At 37.3% G+C, this 18635-nt stretch carries 14 protein-coding genes; 5 read left to right on the forward strand and 9 right to left on the reverse strand.

The features are described 5' to 3' along the window. Positions 1 to 86 precede the first annotated feature (86 nt). From BLS32_RS04330 to BLS32_RS04340, 3 genes are all read right to left on the reverse strand, one after another. Positions 87 to 1751, reverse strand: a complete 1665-nt coding sequence (locus BLS32_RS04330; RefSeq protein WP_091392191.1) for a serine hydrolase domain-containing protein — start codon at positions 1749 to 1751, stop codon at positions 87 to 89. Positions 1752 to 1824: 73 nt separating this feature from the next. Beyond that, positions 1825 to 2637 (reverse strand): helix-turn-helix domain-containing protein, encoded by an 813-nt coding sequence (locus BLS32_RS04335; protein ID WP_091392194.1) that lies wholly within the window; start codon positions 2635 to 2637, stop codon positions 1825 to 1827. Between the two features lie 40 nt (positions 2638 to 2677). Further along, positions 2678 to 3190 carry a hypothetical protein gene (locus tag BLS32_RS04340; RefSeq protein ID WP_091392196.1) on the reverse strand — a complete coding sequence of 171 codons (513 nt, stop codon included), beginning with the start codon at positions 3188 to 3190 and terminating at the stop codon, positions 2678 to 2680. Positions 3191 to 3584: 394 nt separating this feature from the next. On the opposite strand from BLS32_RS04340, the gene BLS32_RS04345 reads away from it, so the two are divergent. Continuing rightward, positions 3585 to 4808, forward strand: a complete 1224-nt coding sequence (locus BLS32_RS04345) for a sterol desaturase family protein (protein WP_091392199.1) — start codon at positions 3585 to 3587, stop codon at positions 4806 to 4808. Between the two features lie 145 nt (positions 4809 to 4953). Here BLS32_RS04345 and BLS32_RS04350 read toward each other — a convergent pair whose 3' ends face one another. Both BLS32_RS04350 and BLS32_RS04355 read right to left on the reverse strand, forming a co-directional pair. Then, a complete protein-coding gene (locus BLS32_RS04350; RefSeq protein WP_091392201.1) occupies positions 4954 to 5226 on the reverse strand; it encodes a hypothetical protein in 273 nt (90 codons plus the stop codon). A gap of 198 nt (positions 5227 to 5424) precedes the next feature. Continuing rightward, on the reverse strand, positions 5425 to 5805 hold the full coding sequence (locus BLS32_RS04355) for a helix-turn-helix domain-containing protein (RefSeq protein ID WP_091392204.1): 381 nt from the start codon (positions 5803 to 5805) through the stop codon (positions 5425 to 5427). A gap of 990 nt (positions 5806 to 6795) precedes the next feature. Here BLS32_RS04355 and BLS32_RS04360 point away from each other — a divergent pair. Genes BLS32_RS04360 through BLS32_RS04370 form a run of 3 tightly spaced genes read left to right on the forward strand, consistent with a single transcriptional unit; the run spans position 6796 to position 14877 of the window. Then, positions 6796 to 7308, forward strand: a complete 513-nt coding sequence (locus BLS32_RS04360) for a T9SS type A sorting domain-containing protein (RefSeq protein ID WP_091392206.1) — start codon at positions 6796 to 6798, stop codon at positions 7306 to 7308. A gap of 4 nt (positions 7309 to 7312) precedes the next feature. Beyond that, positions 7313 to 14167, forward strand: coding sequence for an RHS repeat-associated core domain-containing protein (locus BLS32_RS04365; protein ID WP_091392208.1), 6855 nt, complete (start codon positions 7313 to 7315; stop codon positions 14165 to 14167). 5 nt (positions 14168 to 14172) lie between these two features. After that, entirely contained in the window at positions 14173 to 14877 is a 705-nt protein-coding gene (locus BLS32_RS04370; protein WP_091392211.1) for a hypothetical protein, read from the forward strand. Positions 14878 to 15801: 924 nt separating this feature from the next. Here the strand turns inward: BLS32_RS04370 and BLS32_RS04375 are convergent. After that, on the reverse strand, positions 15802 to 16974 hold the full coding sequence (locus BLS32_RS04375) for a hypothetical protein (protein WP_091392213.1): 1173 nt from the start codon (positions 16972 to 16974) through the stop codon (positions 15802 to 15804). Positions 16975 to 16988: 14 nt separating this feature from the next. Beyond that, positions 16989 to 17426 (reverse strand): hypothetical protein, encoded by a 438-nt coding sequence (locus tag BLS32_RS04380; protein ID WP_091392214.1) that lies wholly within the window; start codon positions 17424 to 17426, stop codon positions 16989 to 16991. A gap of 63 nt (positions 17427 to 17489) precedes the next feature. On the opposite strand from BLS32_RS04380, the gene BLS32_RS04385 reads away from it, so the two are divergent. Then, positions 17490 to 17714: a helix-turn-helix domain-containing protein gene (locus BLS32_RS04385; RefSeq protein WP_245699315.1), complete on the forward strand. Its 225-nt coding sequence runs from the start codon at positions 17490 to 17492 to the stop codon at positions 17712 to 17714. Here BLS32_RS04385 and BLS32_RS04390 read toward each other — a convergent pair. Together BLS32_RS04390 and BLS32_RS04395 are read right to left on the reverse strand one after the other, a co-directional pair. Continuing rightward, positions 17711 to 18151, reverse strand: coding sequence for a JAB domain-containing protein (locus tag BLS32_RS04390; protein ID WP_091392216.1), 441 nt, complete (start codon positions 18149 to 18151; stop codon positions 17711 to 17713). The genes BLS32_RS04385 and BLS32_RS04390 overlap by 4 nt on opposite strands. A 131-nt stretch (positions 18152 to 18282) precedes the next feature. Beyond that, positions 18283 to 18576: a hypothetical protein gene (locus BLS32_RS04395; RefSeq protein ID WP_091392217.1), complete on the reverse strand. Its 294-nt coding sequence runs from the start codon at positions 18574 to 18576 to the stop codon at positions 18283 to 18285. Between the last annotated feature and the right edge of the window lie 59 nt (positions 18577 to 18635).

The raw sequence follows: 18635 nt of genomic DNA on the forward strand, positions 1-18635 counted from the left end.
GTTCAAATGATCAGACAAAAGTCTGCAAAAACAAAAATTTGGTTGTTGCCAAATTACCAAAGGTCGTAGCCAAAATGACATTGCTTTTACGGTTTTAAAACCGACGGCAAAATAAAATCCTTCACGATCCGGTCTGCCTGTGCATGTGCGTAAGGTTTGTTGTATGCTTTTGAAGTTATGATGATGGTCAAAGGCAAGTCTTTAAAAATAATGAACTCATTTCCGCCATTTCCGGCGCAGTAGAACGTTTCGTATGCTTTTCCATCAATATTTACGGTCTTGTTCCAGAACAGGTAACCGTAGAATTGCTGGTCGCGTCCGGGAATCTGGATTTGTTTCGTAAGTGTTTTTTGCACCCATTCAGCAGGAAGAATCTGCGCCCCTTTCCATTCGCCGTTGTTTTTATACAATTGTGCATATTTGGCATATTCAAGCGAAGTCATTTGCAGGCTTCCGGCGGTGTTGGCTACTTTTTGCGGCGTATATTGCCATTGGTAATTGTCGATGCCCATTGGTTTGAAAAGTTTTTCATCGGCATATTTTTCCATTCCGTCCGGAACTTTCTGGTTCAGCATGTCGCCCAAAAGCACGACTCCGGCAGTAAAATAATCCCACTGGCCGCCATTGGTTTTAGATTTTTCTATTGGCAGATCCAAAGTAAATTTGACCCAGTTTTCCGAAGGATACATGTTTTCCTCATTTCCGGGCGATTCGCTGTTTGCATCTGAACCTTCAAATGCCGAGCTCATCGTCAGGAGGTCTTTGATTTTGATTTCGTCTTTTTTCGGATCGTAATTGGCGAAAGCCTTCAGGTCGTAAAACGAATTTAATGTCTGGTTTTCATCTTTGATATAACCGTCTTTGACCGCAAGCCCCATTAAGGTTGAAGCAAAAGATTTTCCGGCTGATCGCGTGTCGTGAAGCGTATTTCTGTTGGCGCCGTTGAAATATTCCTCAAGCATCAGTTTGCCTTCGCGGATGACGACGATGCTCGTGATTTCTTTGAGGTTGTGTTGTGCAATTTCGGCATTCAGCGCCTGGATTTTCTTTTTGTTGAAAGGCAGATTTGAAAGTTCCCAACCGCTTTCGGGCATGATTTTCTGGATGGCGATTTCTTTCGCGGTCACTTTCGGCGTTTTGATTACCAATTGTACTTGCCCTTCGGCAATTAAATTCCCAACCAACGGTTCGGTGTTTTCTTCCAGTTTCAAATAAGGCCGCAATTCGATTTTGAGCAGGTGCGTGCCTTCGGTCAATGCATTTTCACCGCCATAACCTTTAAACCGGTCCCAGAGATACATCGCCCACCAGTCTTCACCCTTCGTACTTGTCAATGGAACGCGGAATGTTGTGGAGCTTTTCTTGCTTCCGCCGGATCCGAAAGTACAGCCCGGATTGATGTTTTCTTTGTAGATGAATTGGTTGTCGATGTAAAAAGCAAATTGGAGGTTGCCTTTTTCCAGAAGTTGCTCGGCAGAAAGTCCAGGCGCGAGCTGGTGAAGGTAATTGACGACCGAATTTGCCATGAAAACCCGGATGTTCAAATCAGAGCGGTAGGCGAGCAGGTACGATTTCAGAAAATCGGATGCTTGGTATTGGTCAAGCGGAATATTCCCATCCATAAAAGTAACCTTGCCGATATTCGCCTTGTGTAGCGGATTGGCAATCGCATCGGCGGGAAGCAGGTCGTTAGTTTGGGAATAAGATTCAGAGGCCATGCAGATTAAAAGCAGTAGTAAAATTCGTTTCATGATGTGATTGATTGATGATTGGCCACAAAACTACACTTTCCACGCATCCAAAAATAGGACAGGATTAACATTTTCAGGAATGCAGCAACATTTTTCTGAATGCCGAAGGATTTTGCCCATTCCATGCTTTAAAGCAGCGCGTCAGGTGGCTTTGGTCGAAAAATCCGCAGCGGTAAGCGATTTCGGCCAACGGCATTTTTTGCCCGGATAGCAAGGCGGTCGCTTTTTCGACACGTATTTTTCGGATGTATTCCCCAAGATTGCAATGGAAGTATTTCGAAAAATCCCTTGAAAGATGCACCGGATGAATATGGGCTGAAGCCGACAAATATGCCAAGGTAAGATTGTTTGCAAATTCTTCGTGCAGGATCTCGTCGAGTGTTGAAACCCAATTTGGTTTGGCTTTGCCTGAATTTTTCTGGATTTGGTTCAACTGTGAAAAAGCATCTGTCAGCAAAGTTTGGATTGAAAGAGCTGTGACGCCATCTTCGATTTTCGTTTCCCTGAAAATTTGGTACATCAACAATTTAATGTCGGGATGCGCGATGTTGGTGCTGCCCTGTAAAAGGTGTATGTCCAGATCTGCATCGGCAAACCACTGCTGCTCCATTTCGATATGGAAGCCGCGTGTAAATCCGTCAGGCTTGATGTTGTAATGCGATTCCTGCCAGTTGTGGAATAAAAGGCTTCCGGGACTGCAATTGTAGATTTCCTTTTTATTGCCTTCGATGACATTTCCCTGCAGGATGAATGTAAAATAAGCATTTTCGTGGTAGTGCCAGTCGACCGTTGGTTTTGTGTATTCGGTATCCGTCAGGACGAGATTGTTTAAATGGACCGTCTTGTTGGTCTGCCCGAAAAACTCGCCTTTTTGTAAATGCTGCATGTGGTGGAATTTGTGAAATTTTGCGTCAGGCGGAGGCGGTTTATTTTTTAGAGTCGTCTTCCACGATGAGCTTTAACGAATTGATGTAATCGGTGTCAAATTCTATCACGCGGATTTTATTGAGCTTGAACGGCATTTCACCTTCAAACCGGCCTTCGGTATCGAGAAAATCCATCACGAGTTCTTCATCTGTAATTTCAATCAGCTTGCCCAGGTAAACGGCTTTGTCCGACTTTTTGGCTACCTGGAAGATTCCGTATTGGCGTGCCAAAAAATTAATAATAGCCGGCAAATCCTGTATCGGGATGATTTCTTCGGCGCTTGTTCTTAAGCCTTTTAATTTGATGACCCTTTCGGTGAATTCGTGGTCTTTGTCCTGGATGATCGACTTGATGTTTTTGTTTTTCAGGATCGTATACCCATCTATGATAAAGTCGAAAGGATTGTTTTTGATTAAAATCCAGTCGTCGGTCCAGTCGATGAGGAAACCGGTAAAGATTTCTTTTTTGTCTTCGAATTCTATTGAGATGAGCTGGCGTAAGTATTTTTCCATTGTATTTTTTTAAATTTTGATCAGGATTATAAAACAATCGTGAGACGAACGAAGTTATGAAAAATCAGGTTTGCATTTACGATGAAAATCAGGTACTGGTCATAAATTTTGAGAAAATTTCAGACAAATTTCGAAATCGTTCGAATTTAATTGATGTTAAAAAACCCATTCCCTGCAGTTTTATAAAACCATCTTTATAAATTTGTATATACAATGAAAAACAAAAGCGCAAATAGGATGACGGTTTGCTGTGACACGATGTGTTGCTTCAATCGGTTGTGCTATGAATCGCCCAAAATATAAACCCAGTTTGTAAAATTAAAGGCCTTTCATACGTGGAGGGCTTTTTTGTTTTTGCCCCGATCGCAAGGCTATCATCATTAAAAATTTGATTATGGAGCATATCAATTTTCTCGCTTTTGCGATGCCGGCATTTTTTCTTTTCGTTTATCTGGAATTCAAGCTTGCGAAAAAACGAAACCGGCCGAAACTTTTTAATTATGAAAGTTCCGTGTCGAATATCAGCATCGGAATTGCCGAAAGGCTGCTGAACCTTTTTGTATCGGCGACTTTTTACGGCCTGTATTATTTTATCTACGACCATTACCGGTTGTTTACAATTCAAAGCAGTATTTGGGTTTGGCTGGCGCTGATATTAGCCACCGATTTTGTATGGTATTGGTACCATAGATTGGGGCATGAAGTCAACTTTTTCTGGGCTGCACACATTGTTCACCACCACAGTGAAGAATTCAATTTTACCGCTGCGGCGCGGATCACGACTTTTCAGGCCATTATACGGACGGGTTTTTGGTGCATTTTGCCTTTTATCGGATTTCATCCAACGATGGTGATTGTGATGCTCGTCGTTCACGGCGCGTATTCCTTTTTTACGCATACGCAGATTGTCGGAAGGATCAAATGGCTCGAATATGTGTTTGTGACGCCATCGGTACACGGCGTGCATCATGCATCGGACGAAAAGTATTTGGATAAGAATTACGGCGACATGTTTACGTTTTGGGACCGGATGTTCGGGACATTCCAGGAAGAAGAAGAACAGCCAAAATATGGGCTCACCCATCCGCTGAAGAGCTTTAGCTTTTTATGGCAGCACTTTCATTATTATTTTGAAATCTATGAATTGTGGAAAAGATCAAGAGGGTTTAAAGCGAAATGGAGTGCGGTTTTTGGAAGCCCGGCTAATATGGACCAAGACATTCGTCCGATGCTTGAGCGGCGATTTTTACAGGACCGTACGCAAAAGCGCTGCCGACTGAAATTCAGGAATTACCTGTATGTACAGTTGGGCGTTTGCGTTATCGGACTGACATTTTTGACTTATTATTTTGGGCAATTGGATACGGCAGCCAAAGTTTTCGCGACCGCTTTTATACTCATTACGCTGATCAATTGCGGTGCCTTGCTCGAACAGCGCAAATGGATTTACTACCTCGAATATTTGCGGTTGTTTTTCGTAACGACTTACATGCTTTATCTCGCAGATTCGCTCGGATTCTTCCTGTTTCCTGTTGGTTTGATGATCTTGTCGGAACAGCTTTTCTCACTGAGTACACGTTATCAGAAAGTCGTATTACAGCTGGAATCGGTGAAGTAAATTTGAGTAGAAAACAACGTTTCTGTAAAATGCATTTGTTTTGGTGTTGTTTTGGTCTCGCTTTGGTTTGTTTTGGAAAAACGGCCTTTTTGCGAACAACAGTAAAACAACACCAAAACAAATGCTGTCGGAATTGAAGCTGTTTTTATGCAGCTTTCAGCATACGGCTTCCTATCCTGTCGCAAATGTCAGCACCGTTCACATCAGCACCCACGCCTAGGTTTACGATCAAGACGTTTGCCTGCAACACGAATTCGGGTTCCGCATTGTATCCGCAAAATTCGGTGTTGACAATGATTTTTTCAAGCAGCGGGTTTTCGTAAAGGAAGCTTGCTTTCATTTCCTGCAAAAACATATAGATTTCGGGAATGCAGTGGGCCACTGCTTTAATCTGGTTGGGTATGATGGTAATTTTCATTTCTTAGCTTTTTTTTACGGATACAAACTTCGGCAAAAGCAGACGTAAACGTTTTACAGCATTTGGTGCATTCGTTGCAGCATCATGGTACAGCAGGATCAGTAGAATGCTTCGTTGCTGTACTTTTAATTGGATTGTGGTTGCTCCTGTGCAGGACAGCGCATAAAAAAAGCCGCTGTAAAAAGCGGCTTTGTGATTTTATTTATCCTTGAATAATTTTTCTAAATATTCGACTTTGTCTTTTTCAGCCTGGACCAGGCGCTCGTACAATTCGATAACTTTGTCTAACGGATTGAAATTACAATGGTTATTGAAGGTTCCCGCACTATTGTCAGTAAAATTATTAAAATAATTAATCACTCCTTCTTCAGAAAAATTCTTAATCGCCTCGGCACTGACACCTAATGCCTTTGCAACTTCGTCTAATTTCTCATCGTCTATTGTTTCTTTACTTTCCATAAGCGATATTGCTTTTTGGGTTGTTCCCAGCGCATCTGCCAGTGTTTCCTGCTTCATATCGCGGAGTTCTCTAATGCGGCGGATTTTTTGGCCAAGGTGGCTTCGGGTCGGTGTATCCATAAGTTCAAAGTTAATAATTTGTAAAACTGCTGCCTTAAAATTTTGCAGCGATGCAAAATGACTCAGTAGAAGTATCGGCTTAGAGTTGTTTAACAAAAATACAATTTTTCAAATATGATTTAACTAAAATACAAAAATAATATAGTCTAAGACTTACTTCAAACTACCACGAATTACTTATCAGTAGCTTATCTATCTGACGATACAAGCTCCTTCGGGATAATCCGACTTTGCTTCGGGTTTTGCCCGTAACGACAGTCTTTTTTTGAATGAAACCCGAATAATGCCCGGAGAAAGTACAATTATTAATGTTTAGTTTATTTCTTTTCGTAAAAATAGTTTTTTGCAAACATTGACAAAACTACAGCGCTATAAGTGAAGTCGTATCTTCATCTCCCTTAATCGTTTTAAATTCTTATAGTTTTTACCATTTTAATTTTCGTTTTATTATTTGTCAATGCCGTCGGGACTCTCTCAAGCCGTAACGGCAGGGTGGCTGATTGGTGGATTATCATTCACACATTGAAAAGTCTTTCAAAAATTTTTTAGGGCAAAAAATTTAAAGTCTGGTTGCTCGAAAGCTATGTATGACTTGAAATATTGTAAGATAAATGATAAAAAAAGATTGAATATTGAAGTCTTCGGTTGAAATATTACTTACAACTCCAAAAATGCAACAATTTATTAAGAAATTTTTCAAGTCTCAAACAGTTTATTATGTTAAATCAGGCATTAGTTTAAAAAAAATCATTAAAAAAGTTACAATACTTAAAAAATACATTTGTCTTAAATAATTCTTAAAACCTATTGTTTGTCATTTATTTTTTTTTATAGTTTTGACCCATCAACAAAAAGCAAATACCACTTCAGCTTTTTGATCAAAAATTTATATTTGATGCCTTCCCTTTACTGGGCGCATATCTATAAATTCTAATACTTGCACACAGTCAACAAATTGACTTCTTACATATAGATTTAATACGCTAAAAGATGATAAAAAAATTCTTTCTTGGCATTGCTTTTTTTGCAATACAAAATATTCCAGCACAAATTCAACCTCTAGGCCTCGGAGGCGTTTCACAGGCTGGACCGGTTGATCCAGTACTTGACTATAATGCAATTAAGTTTGATTACGATACTGCTGGAAACCAAATCAAAAGGTACATGATTTACTTAGCAGATGGACAAGGAAAACATCTTAGTGGAGAAGATTCCAGTGAAATTTCCAACAACCTCGTACAGGATCAGGAAAATTTTCAAATTTCATATTACCCTAATCCGGTACGCTCTGAGTTATACGTTAAATGGATAGAAAATACCAACGAAGATTTACAAAAAATGTATCTATATGACTTAAATGGTAAGCAAATGAATTATTTCCCAAATCTGACCTCCGAAGACAATATAATTATCGATTTTCAACAGTATCCGTCGGGCATTTATAATTTGTTACTTTATTATAGTTCAGGAAAAACTAAAACATTAAAAATTGTCAGACCATAATTTTATGAAAACTTATCTACTACCCTTTTTCTGCATTTTTTTAATTAATAATATTTCCGCTCAATTTCACGACACGCAAGGTAAGTTAGATATTAGCGATAGCGGCCAATCTGTTTATACATTGCCAATTTCGTTACCTCCAAGTATTCAAAATGTTGGCCCAAAAATAGATTTGCAGTATTCAAGTGGGCAGATAGGAGGTATTGCTGGTCAAGGATGGAATTTGAGCAGTATTTCAACTATATACAGGGTTTCTAGCAGAAAAGATATAGATGGCTTTATTGATGCTGTGGATTTTGATGACAATGATAAACTATCTTTAGATGGACAAAGACTAATTTCTAAAACTGGATCTTATTGGGCGGACGGTTCTACTTACGAGACTGAATTCCAGAGTAACTTTAAAATAGAACTCATGGGTCAGGATAGCAATATTTATTTTGTTGTTACCAATGCTGATGGCTCGAGATCCTGGTATGGAAATTTTGGAGGGATGAATGCGACTGATCAGACCGCATATTACATTACACGGTATGAAGATGCTAATGGAAACTTTATAGTATACAACTATACTAATTATACTCCAGCTGGCAGTGCACCAAAACTATATCTGACAAATATCCAGTTCAGTGCAAATACAGTTAGCAACACAACACCTTTGAACAATATTACGTTTACCTATAGAGATGCTGCTAGAACTGAAACAACTTACATAAAAGGGTTAAAGCTGATAAAATCTAAGATTTTAAGTAAAATTGAAGTAAACACGAACAATTTATTATTCAAAAAGTATGAACTAACACATACAGCAGATTCTCAACTTGGTTATGAAAAACTAACTAAAATTCAGGAATATAATAATTCGGGTGAAGCTGCAAATCCAATCGAATTGGAATACTACAATACAAATAGAGGAAATCTTGACTGGGCAGGAGATGAAGCTTCCTATACCTACAGAGGCGGCACTGACTTTAGTGGTTTTTCAAAGTCAGGGGATTTTGATGGAGATGGCGAAATGGACGTGGTTTGCAATAACAAATTGTACCGAAATATCCTTAGGAACACAATAAATGCAATTCCTGTCATTGATATGCCATTAAATGTCCCTATGCAGTTTACAGCAATGACAGTAAAGGACAATAAGCTTAATGATAGAGAATCTTTTGTGAATTGTGAGCTGGGAAAGTTCAGCAATTTTACCTTCAAGGCATACAATTTAAATTCTATTACTTCGGCAATTGCACTGGATTATACCAGAACAATTCCAAACCTTAATAACACAACAGTAACCGGTGGAAATCCACCATGGGTAGGCACGTGTGTCAATAACGGTGGTAGCGAACCAACTCCTGCAAACTATCTAGCTTCAGGAGATTTTAACGGGGATGGAATTACCGAAGTTTTGATAACGCAAGAAACGGGCTGTCAAAAAAACCTCGCCTTAGATAGGGTCTGGAATCCCAATAATGGCGGATTTTATGAAACAATTTGTACCGAGACAAGAAATTGTACGGGAAATAAAACAATGTGGGTTGATTTAAATCCAAATTCTACATTTCCTGCGGGTTATTATACTTTGTATAATTGGTCTACAATATTCCCTCACTCATCCTATACAAAAACAATAACGTTGGATTTTAATGGGGATGGCAAAACAGATGTACTTAGAGTTTACGACGGAAATAAGTATATCATAGCAACGTTAAGAGAAAGTAAAACCGCTCCTAATTTGGTTTGTGAAAAGATTGGCGAAGGTACATTAGGTGATTACACTGCTACAAAAAGCGTTTTATTTGGTGATTATAACGGTGATGGTAAAATGGATATCATTATGCCCACTACTGAAGGTTGTTCCGGATGTAATTGGTGGGCAATATATTATAGTGATCCAAATCCAGCGGGGGGTGAATATTTTGATAAAGAATACCATCAAATTGTAGAGTATTGGCCTGATACAAATAGTGCCCCAATGAATGACAGTCATATGACCAGCGAATATTTTGCAATGGATACTAACAACGATGGCAAATCAGATTTAATCAGAGTTTTTAGAAATACTTGGAGATCAAGTCCCTTCTGGGATCCAGATAACTGGGACTTTCAATGGAAAGTTTTTGCTTACATCAATAATGTTGGAAATACATCTGTACGAACATTTATACAAGATGGTGCGGCAGCAAACCATCCCTTTAGTACGGATAGAAATATGATTTGCATAGCTGCAAGCTCATCTTCTAGAGTCAACCGTTCTTTTGGAACCAGACAAAATGAACTGGCGATGATTAACCTGACAGAGAATCTTATAACCCACTTTGACTTTACAAAAGATGTAAATTCTGAAAATCTCATTAAGGTAAAACAATCTGCTAATGGAGGTATTCTTGATGAAATCGAATATGTATCTGCAAAATTGGAAGTTCCATTTGTTTATTCGATACTGGATCCAGTAAATTATCCGCTGGTTCGTTATCGAAGTATTCCATCTCTAAAGTTAGTATCTAAACTCAAAAATACTACTTTGGGGATTAGCCGATTTCAAGAATTTAAATATGTGGATTACGTATCCGATTATTCGGGCGTTGGTCCAATAGGATTCGCTAAAACTGCAAGGACGAGTTGGTATCTTACTGAAAATGACCAGAAAATTTGGAATGCTACTGTAAATGATAGAAACAATAGAAATGCAACATTAAGAACTTTTACAAGACTTAACGCCGCTAATGAATCATTTAACTTTTCTGAAACCGGTTCAATTATTAGTAGGACGGAGAATACCTATGTTCCGGCAACAATTGATCCTGTGTCAAAGAAATATACTTTGCTGTTACAAAGCAAAAAGACGACAGACTTGTTGACAAATGTTGTTAATGAGCAAACGTTTCAGGAATACACAACTGATGGATATTATCTCCCAAAAATTGTCTTGAATAAGAACTATCTTGGAGCTAATTTGCAAGGAACTACAAAAACAACTACTTTATACTCTAATGCTATCAACGGTACGGGTAGCAGTTATTACATTGGAAGACCATACGAAATTACAACTGAAGTTTCAGCCTATGGCAATACGCAAACTACTTCAGAAAAATTATTTTATAATAATGGGAATGTAACAAGAACTGAAAAGAAACCTGTTTCTGATGCAGTTACCCTTGTTGAAGAAATGGACTATTTTCCTAATGGTAATTTAAAAACAAAAACGCTTAGTGCAATCGGAACTACTGCTTTAAATCAAGTAACCCCAAGAGTCACTGCATACACTTATGACTCAACCAATCGATTTATTAAAACGACTCTTGACTTCCAAGGGATATTGACAACAAATGACACTTATCATACCATCTATGGCCTGCCACTAATTGTTACAAATAATACCTTTGGTCAAACCACTACAAATCAATATGATATGTGGGGAAAGCGAACAAAAATAACCGATTTTCTTGGGAAAAGCATAAATTATGCATATACAAAAGTTCCTGAAGGATATACCACTACAGAAACCTCTGACGATGGCAACGTTAGCAGTATTACCAGCGATGCGCTGGCTCGAGAAATTCGGAGAGGCAAAAAAAACATTGATGGTGTATGGAGCTACAAAGATACACGATATGACGCTTTTAGTAGAAAATCACAGGAGAGTGAGCCATATTCGGGAACAGATACCCCGAAATGGTCAACTATTGAGTATGATGTTTATAGCAGGCCCATTAAAAATATTTCATTTACGGGTAAAATGATCAATACCACTTACGATGGTTTAGAAATAACAATAAGGGATGGTGTTACTACAAAAAAAGTAATCAAAAACTCAAATTCCCATATAGTTTCATCTACAGATACACCTGGCGGAACAATTACATATAGCTATGACGCAGTAGGAAATTTGCTTTCTTCAAGTTATTCAGGCGCGGTTTTGACAATGCAATACGATGCTTGGGGACGCAAGACATCCCTTAGTGATCCTTCTGCGGGACTCTACACATACAATTATAATGCATTTGGTGAAACTATTTTAGAAACTACTCCAAAAGGGACAACAACCTATACTTTAAATGCTTTTGGAAAACCTTTAACTAAAAGGGTGTTGGGAGCCACAAGTGCCGAGAATACAGATATTTTAAGTACTTATAATTATGATCCTACGTACAAATGGCTAAACAGCATTAACGTTACAAACCCAAACGATGGTAACAGCAGCTATGCATATACCTACGATACTTCAGGGACAAACACAAAACAATTGAAAAAAACTGTAGAAACAACCCCTCAGGCAGTTTTCACCCGAGATCTTACATTCGATGGTTTTGGAAGGGTATTGACAGAGACTTCAACAGCCACAGCAAATGGCAAAAGCGCAACCAAAACCATCTACAATACTTATAAAAATGGGGCGCACTGGCAAATGAAAGATACGAATTTAAGCGGTTCAATCCTGTGGCAGACTAACAATACCAACGCTAAAGGACAACTAACAAGCGCAACCTTAGGAAATGGTATTAGCATACAAAACAGTTTTGACGAATTTGGATTCCCAGCTAAAATAAAACATGACCTAACTACAACATCTACAGTCAATATAATGACGTTAGATACTAAATTTAACGCTGTAAGAGGAAACCTAGACTATAGAAACAATAGCTTGTTTGATATGTACGAAGAGTTTAAGTATGATGATTTGGACCGCTTGAAATCTTGGATGAATTCTGATGGCATTATATGGAACTGTCAGTTTAATACCGACACAGAAGGATTTCAGGACAACCAGGACATGCAACACGATAATTATTTTTACAACAATTCTGGCAAGCTTGTGGCAAATTTAAGTGGTGAAGGTGCAGGTATTGAGAAACAAATTTCCACCAACACGACAATTGGCAAAGTTTTTAGAATTACGTTTGATGTAGAAATGCCAACAGTTTTAAATGATTGTCGTTTATTTGCGACAGTTTATGAAAGTAATCCGGCAACTGGCGAAAAAATCGGAAACTTAAATTACACACTCCAGATGAACGCTACAGGGTCATATGACCTCACTTATACGGTTACGCAGTTTACAGATGTTTATTTTAAACTTTTTATCGATAGAGGAAGACCTTTTCCAATGATGCAAATTACTTTAGATAATCTTAAAGTAAAGGCAATGATTAATAACATACAGGAATATGATGACCAAGGTAAAATTATCGCTAACAATTTGGGAACTTATAATTATACTAATAATCAAAAACCTTTTCAAAATACTTCTATTAAGCCGATAACTCCAGCAGCTAAAATCAGTTTGGCATCAACTCAAACAATCACGTACAATGCCTTTAAAAGCCCGATAGAAATTATACAATCCACAGAACGGATCAGTTTTGGCTACAATGCAATGGAAGATCGAAGTGTGATGTATTATGGATCAAACAATGCAAACAAACTGCTGCGGCCTACCCGTAAATATTATAGTAGTGACGGCAGTATGGAAATAAAATATGCGCTTACCGGAGAAACAGAATTTGTTCTTTACCTTGGCGGAGACGCCTATTCTGCACCATTACTCGTTAAAAGCGACGGTGTGAATCCCATAAATGCTAATAACAATTATTATTTACATCGTGATTATTTAGGCAGTATCGTTGCCATAACAAACAATACTGGTGGGATAGTAGAAAAACGCCATTTTGATGCCTGGGGGAATGCCCTGAAAATCCAGAATGGAACAGGCAATACGCTGCCTAAATTAACGTTTACAGATAGAGGATATACCGGCCATGAACACATGCAGGGCGTGGGACTTATAAATATGAATGGAAGGGTCTATGATCCTTCGCTGCATCGCTTTTTACAACCCGATAACTACGTTCAGGATCCATTTAGCACCCAAAATTACAACAGGTACGGTTACTGTGTAAACAATCCTTTTAAATATACAGATCCAAGCGGTGAGAATGCCATTGTCATAGGAATTGTTGTAGCAGTAGCTTCATATCTTATCACATCGGCCATAAATCATACAGCCATCACGTATCCGGGACTGATGTTTTCAGCCATTAGTGGTGCGATTGGTGGCGCAGTAACCAGTGGAATAGGCTCTGTGGCATTGACCATCAACGACTTCTGGATAAGGGCAACATTTCAGACCGTCGCCCATGGTATTTTCCAGGGAAGTATGGCCGCAGTTTCTGGAGGCAAATTCTGGACTGGTTTTGCGGCAGGAAGCGTTAGTAGTTTGGGAGCAAGCATGTGGACTGGCGGCGGAGCCGGGGAATGGCAGGGTATCGGTGGACAATTTGCAGATTCAGGAGTTGGGACTATCGCCTTTGGTACTATATCGGGCGGTGCTGGAGCAGCCCTCACTGGCGGAAATTTTTGGCAGGGTGCTGTTACAGGTTTAATTGTAAGTGGATTGAATCATGTGTCACATATGAAAGATATGAGAAAATTTATGAGAAACAGATTTCATAAGCTAGACCCAGATGCAGTTCCTAAGAAGAATATGAAATCAGTCAACGATGTTTTTCAAGATGTCGATGAGTTAGAATCTTTCCACAAGGATAGTGGAAATTATGAAATTGTTATTGATCTAAAAACTGCAAATGGAAATAGAGGATATACAATTAATGAAAAAATCTACTTATATAAAGGAGCTTTTAAATCAAACTTATGGTTAGCCTCTACAATATTTCACGAAAGCTATCATGCATATCAAGAAACGTGGCACAATGGACAAATTTATTCAGACTTATTTACACGGTTTGGTGGTGCGGGTCCTCGAATGAATTCAGAATTGGAGCGACAAGCCTACATGTTTGAATGGCTAATGGGAAATCAACATTCTGATATTTTAGAACAAATAAGAAGAAACACAATTAATTAACGCATATGAAATTTATAATTTTTTTACCGTTGTTCATCATCACATTACTAGGATGTCAGAGTAATAAAGGGGTAGAACTTGAAATAATTAATCAGGAAGTTATTTCCCTTAAAGTCCGGCCTGCTGAAACATTAAAATATTTTTCTGATTCAACCTTTAGATTGAAGTCCAAGAATATAATCACCTACAAATTGACTAACAATGACGATAAAACATATTTTTTTAATCTAAACTGGTATTCGCATCAATTAAAAAATGTAAATGGTATTAATATTGGGAGGGCTTATCTAAATTTTTTTGACAACGAACATAAAAATGTTCTCACCTATGGATTTTCTCCTTCGAAAGGAGATACATGTTATGATGAATTTACTAAATCCCAACAACTTACCGCAAAAGAACTGGGTTACAAAATTGATGGAATGGAAAAGTTTTATTATGATAATAATAATTTTATATTATATCCAGGTGAAACATTATATTTTGAAGCATATATTAATTTGCCACTTGGCGGAGAATTTCAGTATTATAATGCACGATTCAATTACAAAAAAACTTACAAAGCTGAAATATTAATGTGTAGCGATAGCATAAATTACAAAAAAAAATTATCTAGAACTGTAGTGAGAACAATATTAAAAAATAAGTTTGAAGTTTATCATGGAATAATCAAATCAAAAAACAATATTCCTGTAAGGTTTATTGAATAAAATCGTATATCTGAACTTAGAGATACTGCATTTTTTTATCTATAACATAAATTATTTTACTCGCGGAATGCGAATTTTATAGAGAGTTGAAACGAATAAAATTTACATTCAGTTTCATCCAAACCCGCCTGTCGAAATAAAAAGTTGGATTTAAAAGTGATGGCAAAGAAGAAATTATACTTTTTAAGAAAATTCCATAATTTTAAATATATTTATTTGCAACATCGATTACCTATCCTCGATTGATGTTTGAGCCATTAGCGGTGCCTTCACATCTGGTTCGGTTCTCTCGCACTTACGATTGATGATTTTTGGATACGAATGACATTCCAACTGTTGCCCATGGCATTTTCTACGGAAGTATGGCTGCCGTTTCCAGAGGTAAATTCTGGACCGGTTTTGCGACAAAGATGAAAAAGCCCAACTTGTTACAGTCGGGCTTCTTGTGCTTGGTGGTATTTGGTGTTGTCTTAAAAAGGGAAAATAGACTCTAGACATGCATTTAAGCGTGTCAAAAAGTCTTGATGGCACTTGTGTCGTTCGGTCAAGTTTATTGATAAAAGGGCTCATTGCATTCCTTATTTTCTTCCTTGCATCCCAGTTCGATCTTCCCATTTTTGTCAAGTGAATAAATGTAGTCGCTATCAATTTTATAACCGAATTAACTTTTCTCCTTTTTCATAAACCCAAATGATCAGATTATACTTTCCGGAATAATTGACCGTAATGGTATTCCCAAAATTGGGTGCTTCGAATGCCCTGATCTCGCAGCTTCCATTTTTGTAAATGATTATTGATTGATTGCAGCAGCTTCCACCTGAAAAATTGAATTCCTGCGTGCAAATAAATGACAGCTTAGACTTAGTTTAAGCAGTCAGGGAAACCGCAATGGAACAAAAAAAAATATAAAATGGAATCTTTTCATTAATAGTAATGGATTTCACGGTTGATAATTCTTTTTCTTTCCCCTGACATAAAATCTGACCTTTTGATCCAATTCCCCGAATCGTCGTATTCATATTCAAAGTCTATACGATATGATCGAAATAAATCTAAATCTGAAAACGACAATCTTTCTTCTGTAACTACATCTTGATTCTCGTTATACTTGTATGTTGTCAGATAGTAATTTTCGTCACTCATAAACGACTTGTATACAATTTTATCGATTGATTTTGATGGAGTGTAATAGTATTTTAGTTCTTGATAGCTTGATTCACTTGGTGATTTATATGTTTTTTTTGCCACTTGACCATTTTGATTATAAGTAATGAAATAATAATCATTAATTTTTACAAGCTTATTTGTCTTATATATGAAGTTTGATTTTGCGTTTTTACCGGAATAGGTCTTTAAATTACTATTTGGGTCATAAACATATTGAGCTGATATCTTGTCTTTTTCCTGATTAGTTAAAGTTCCCGAGTTGTTTTCCCAAATAACCGATTCTATCTCTTTACTAAGAAAACCTCCAGTTCCATATTTGTAATTTGTAGTGTTAACACTATAGCCGGATTTAGTAGGAGAAGTTGAAACTGTAAACCGTTCTGACTTTGCAATTTTGCTTTTTAGTACCTTAGCTTCGTAAGTGTAAGTTATTGCAGTTTCAGAAGGATAATCCTTAAACTCATTGATTACATTGATTACGCTTTGAGTTAGAAGATTGTTAGAATATTGATTGGTAATTGAACAATTTAATTTACCAAGTGGAGTGTACAATTTAATGCTCAGTAATTTTTGATTTTCGTTAAACATGGCTTCAATGTTGTGCCGCTCTAATAGCTTAACGTGCCGTCCATCTTCCAATATTTCTATTGGAAAATTTTCGGCTTCAGTACCATTTACAATATTGTGGCCGACTTGCTTAAAGGATTTTACGCGACCTTTTAATCTTAAATCTTTGTAGAAGTTGATGTCCTCAATTCTCTTCTGAGAACCGACAATTTCTTCATTGGCGGTACTTGGAAATTGAAGTGGTAAATGTAAATTGATATCAAAACTATCGCCCCTTAGTAAATCGTCAGAGTTAAGTTGAGCGTTTACTATCGTCGTAATTAGTGCAAATACCAGTATATAAATGTGTTTAATAATTTTCATTGGTTTTTTATTTATTAGTTCTTTTTAAGAATATAATGTCTGCCATTTGCATCTCCGTCGTCGTCGATACTTAATCTTAAGTCAGTATTAGTTAGAGAAATAATCCTGTCTGTATCTTCAAGGCTCTCTGTCGTTGGATTATAATATTTAATGAAATCGCCGTCGATGCGATATGTATAACTGGTCAATTCATTATGTTCTGTAAACAGACACGTACCATTGGCTTTAAATTCAAATGTTGAACACGAGTTTTGACAAATATGGTCTGAGTTGTCTGAAATGAAAATGGTATTATAAAGCGTCCATTTGCCTACAACTGATATATTCGAGACATTAGAATTTGAGTTATCATCATCGGAATTGCAGCCTAAAAAAAATAAAGCGGCCAATAGGGAAAGACCGCTTGAGAGTTTAGAATTTGTTTTCATGTTTAATTTGTTTAGGTCGTTCATTAAAAATCAAATATAGGCAAATATGCCTACTTGTAAAATGTATTATTCATCGAATTTTAATTCGTGGATAAGGATCAGAAAAAAATATTTTTAATTGCGTTCGGTGCAAAACTGCGGCAGTTGCGAGAAACTAAAGGATTCACGCAGGAAAAACTCGCAAACGATTTGGGAATAGAAATTTCTCAAATCAGCAGAATTGAAAGAGGAGTTTTGAATACATCAGTTGCTACTTTGTATTCAATTTGTAAAGTGCTTAAAATTAGTTCGGAAGAATTGCTTAACCATTAAGATAGCAAACCTTCATTTGCAAAACTGTAGAAGTTATACTTTGTAACAATCAAATGATCCAGCAAAGCTATATCCATAAATTCCGAGCACTTTTTTATCTTTTTTGTTAAAGCAATGTCTGCATCGCTAGGGTTGAGTGTTCCTGACGGATGATTATGTGCAAGTATTATTCCTGTCGCGTTGCATTTTAGAGCTACTGAGAATATCAAACGTACATCGACTACCGTTCCGGTGATACCTCCTTTCGACATTTGATAAATTCCCAAAACTTCATTGGCTCTGTTGAGTAGTAAGATTTTAAATTCTTCTTGCAACTCAAGGGTGTCTTTATCCCAAGAATTTAGAAGTACTTCAAAGGCTTTTTCGCCTGACGTAATTTTTTCACGTTGTGTATTTGCCACGTTGTATGTGACTTTGATTTCTGAAATTTTGTTCATAGCAGTTTTTTAGAATTGTTATTAAATAAAAAAGCAACCCGAAGGTTGCTGTAGTGCGGTCAATAGAAGTATATGTGTGCTTTTATATATATTAGTCCTTACGACATCGTCTTTTTAAGCTTACAATGAGCTTATTTTACTTTCAATGATGTTCCACGATAATTAATTGTAACATTGTCTGCATCGAGTTTTTTTGCAGCCAGAATTGTTTGTCTAAAAAGATTTGTTCGAGCTAATACACCATACCTTATTAGTGTAAGTGCTTCCTCTTCAGTAGTGGCTCTTTTTCCGTCAAGTGATGTTGAACCGTCAATTACCGATTCAATTGTTTCGTCAATCAAAGCATAAAAAGGGGGTGATAATTTATCTATTAATTCCTCAGTTTGCTCGGCTATAAATTTGTCCTTAAGTTTTTTTGCATCCATAACATATATATAATTATTTAATTACTGCCTTTATTTATTGTCTGTCTTGCCTCGTCCTA

This window comes from Flavobacterium noncentrifugens, assembly GCF_900100375.1.
In the GTDB taxonomy this organism is placed as follows: domain Bacteria; phylum Bacteroidota; class Bacteroidia; order Flavobacteriales; family Flavobacteriaceae; genus Flavobacterium; species Flavobacterium noncentrifugens.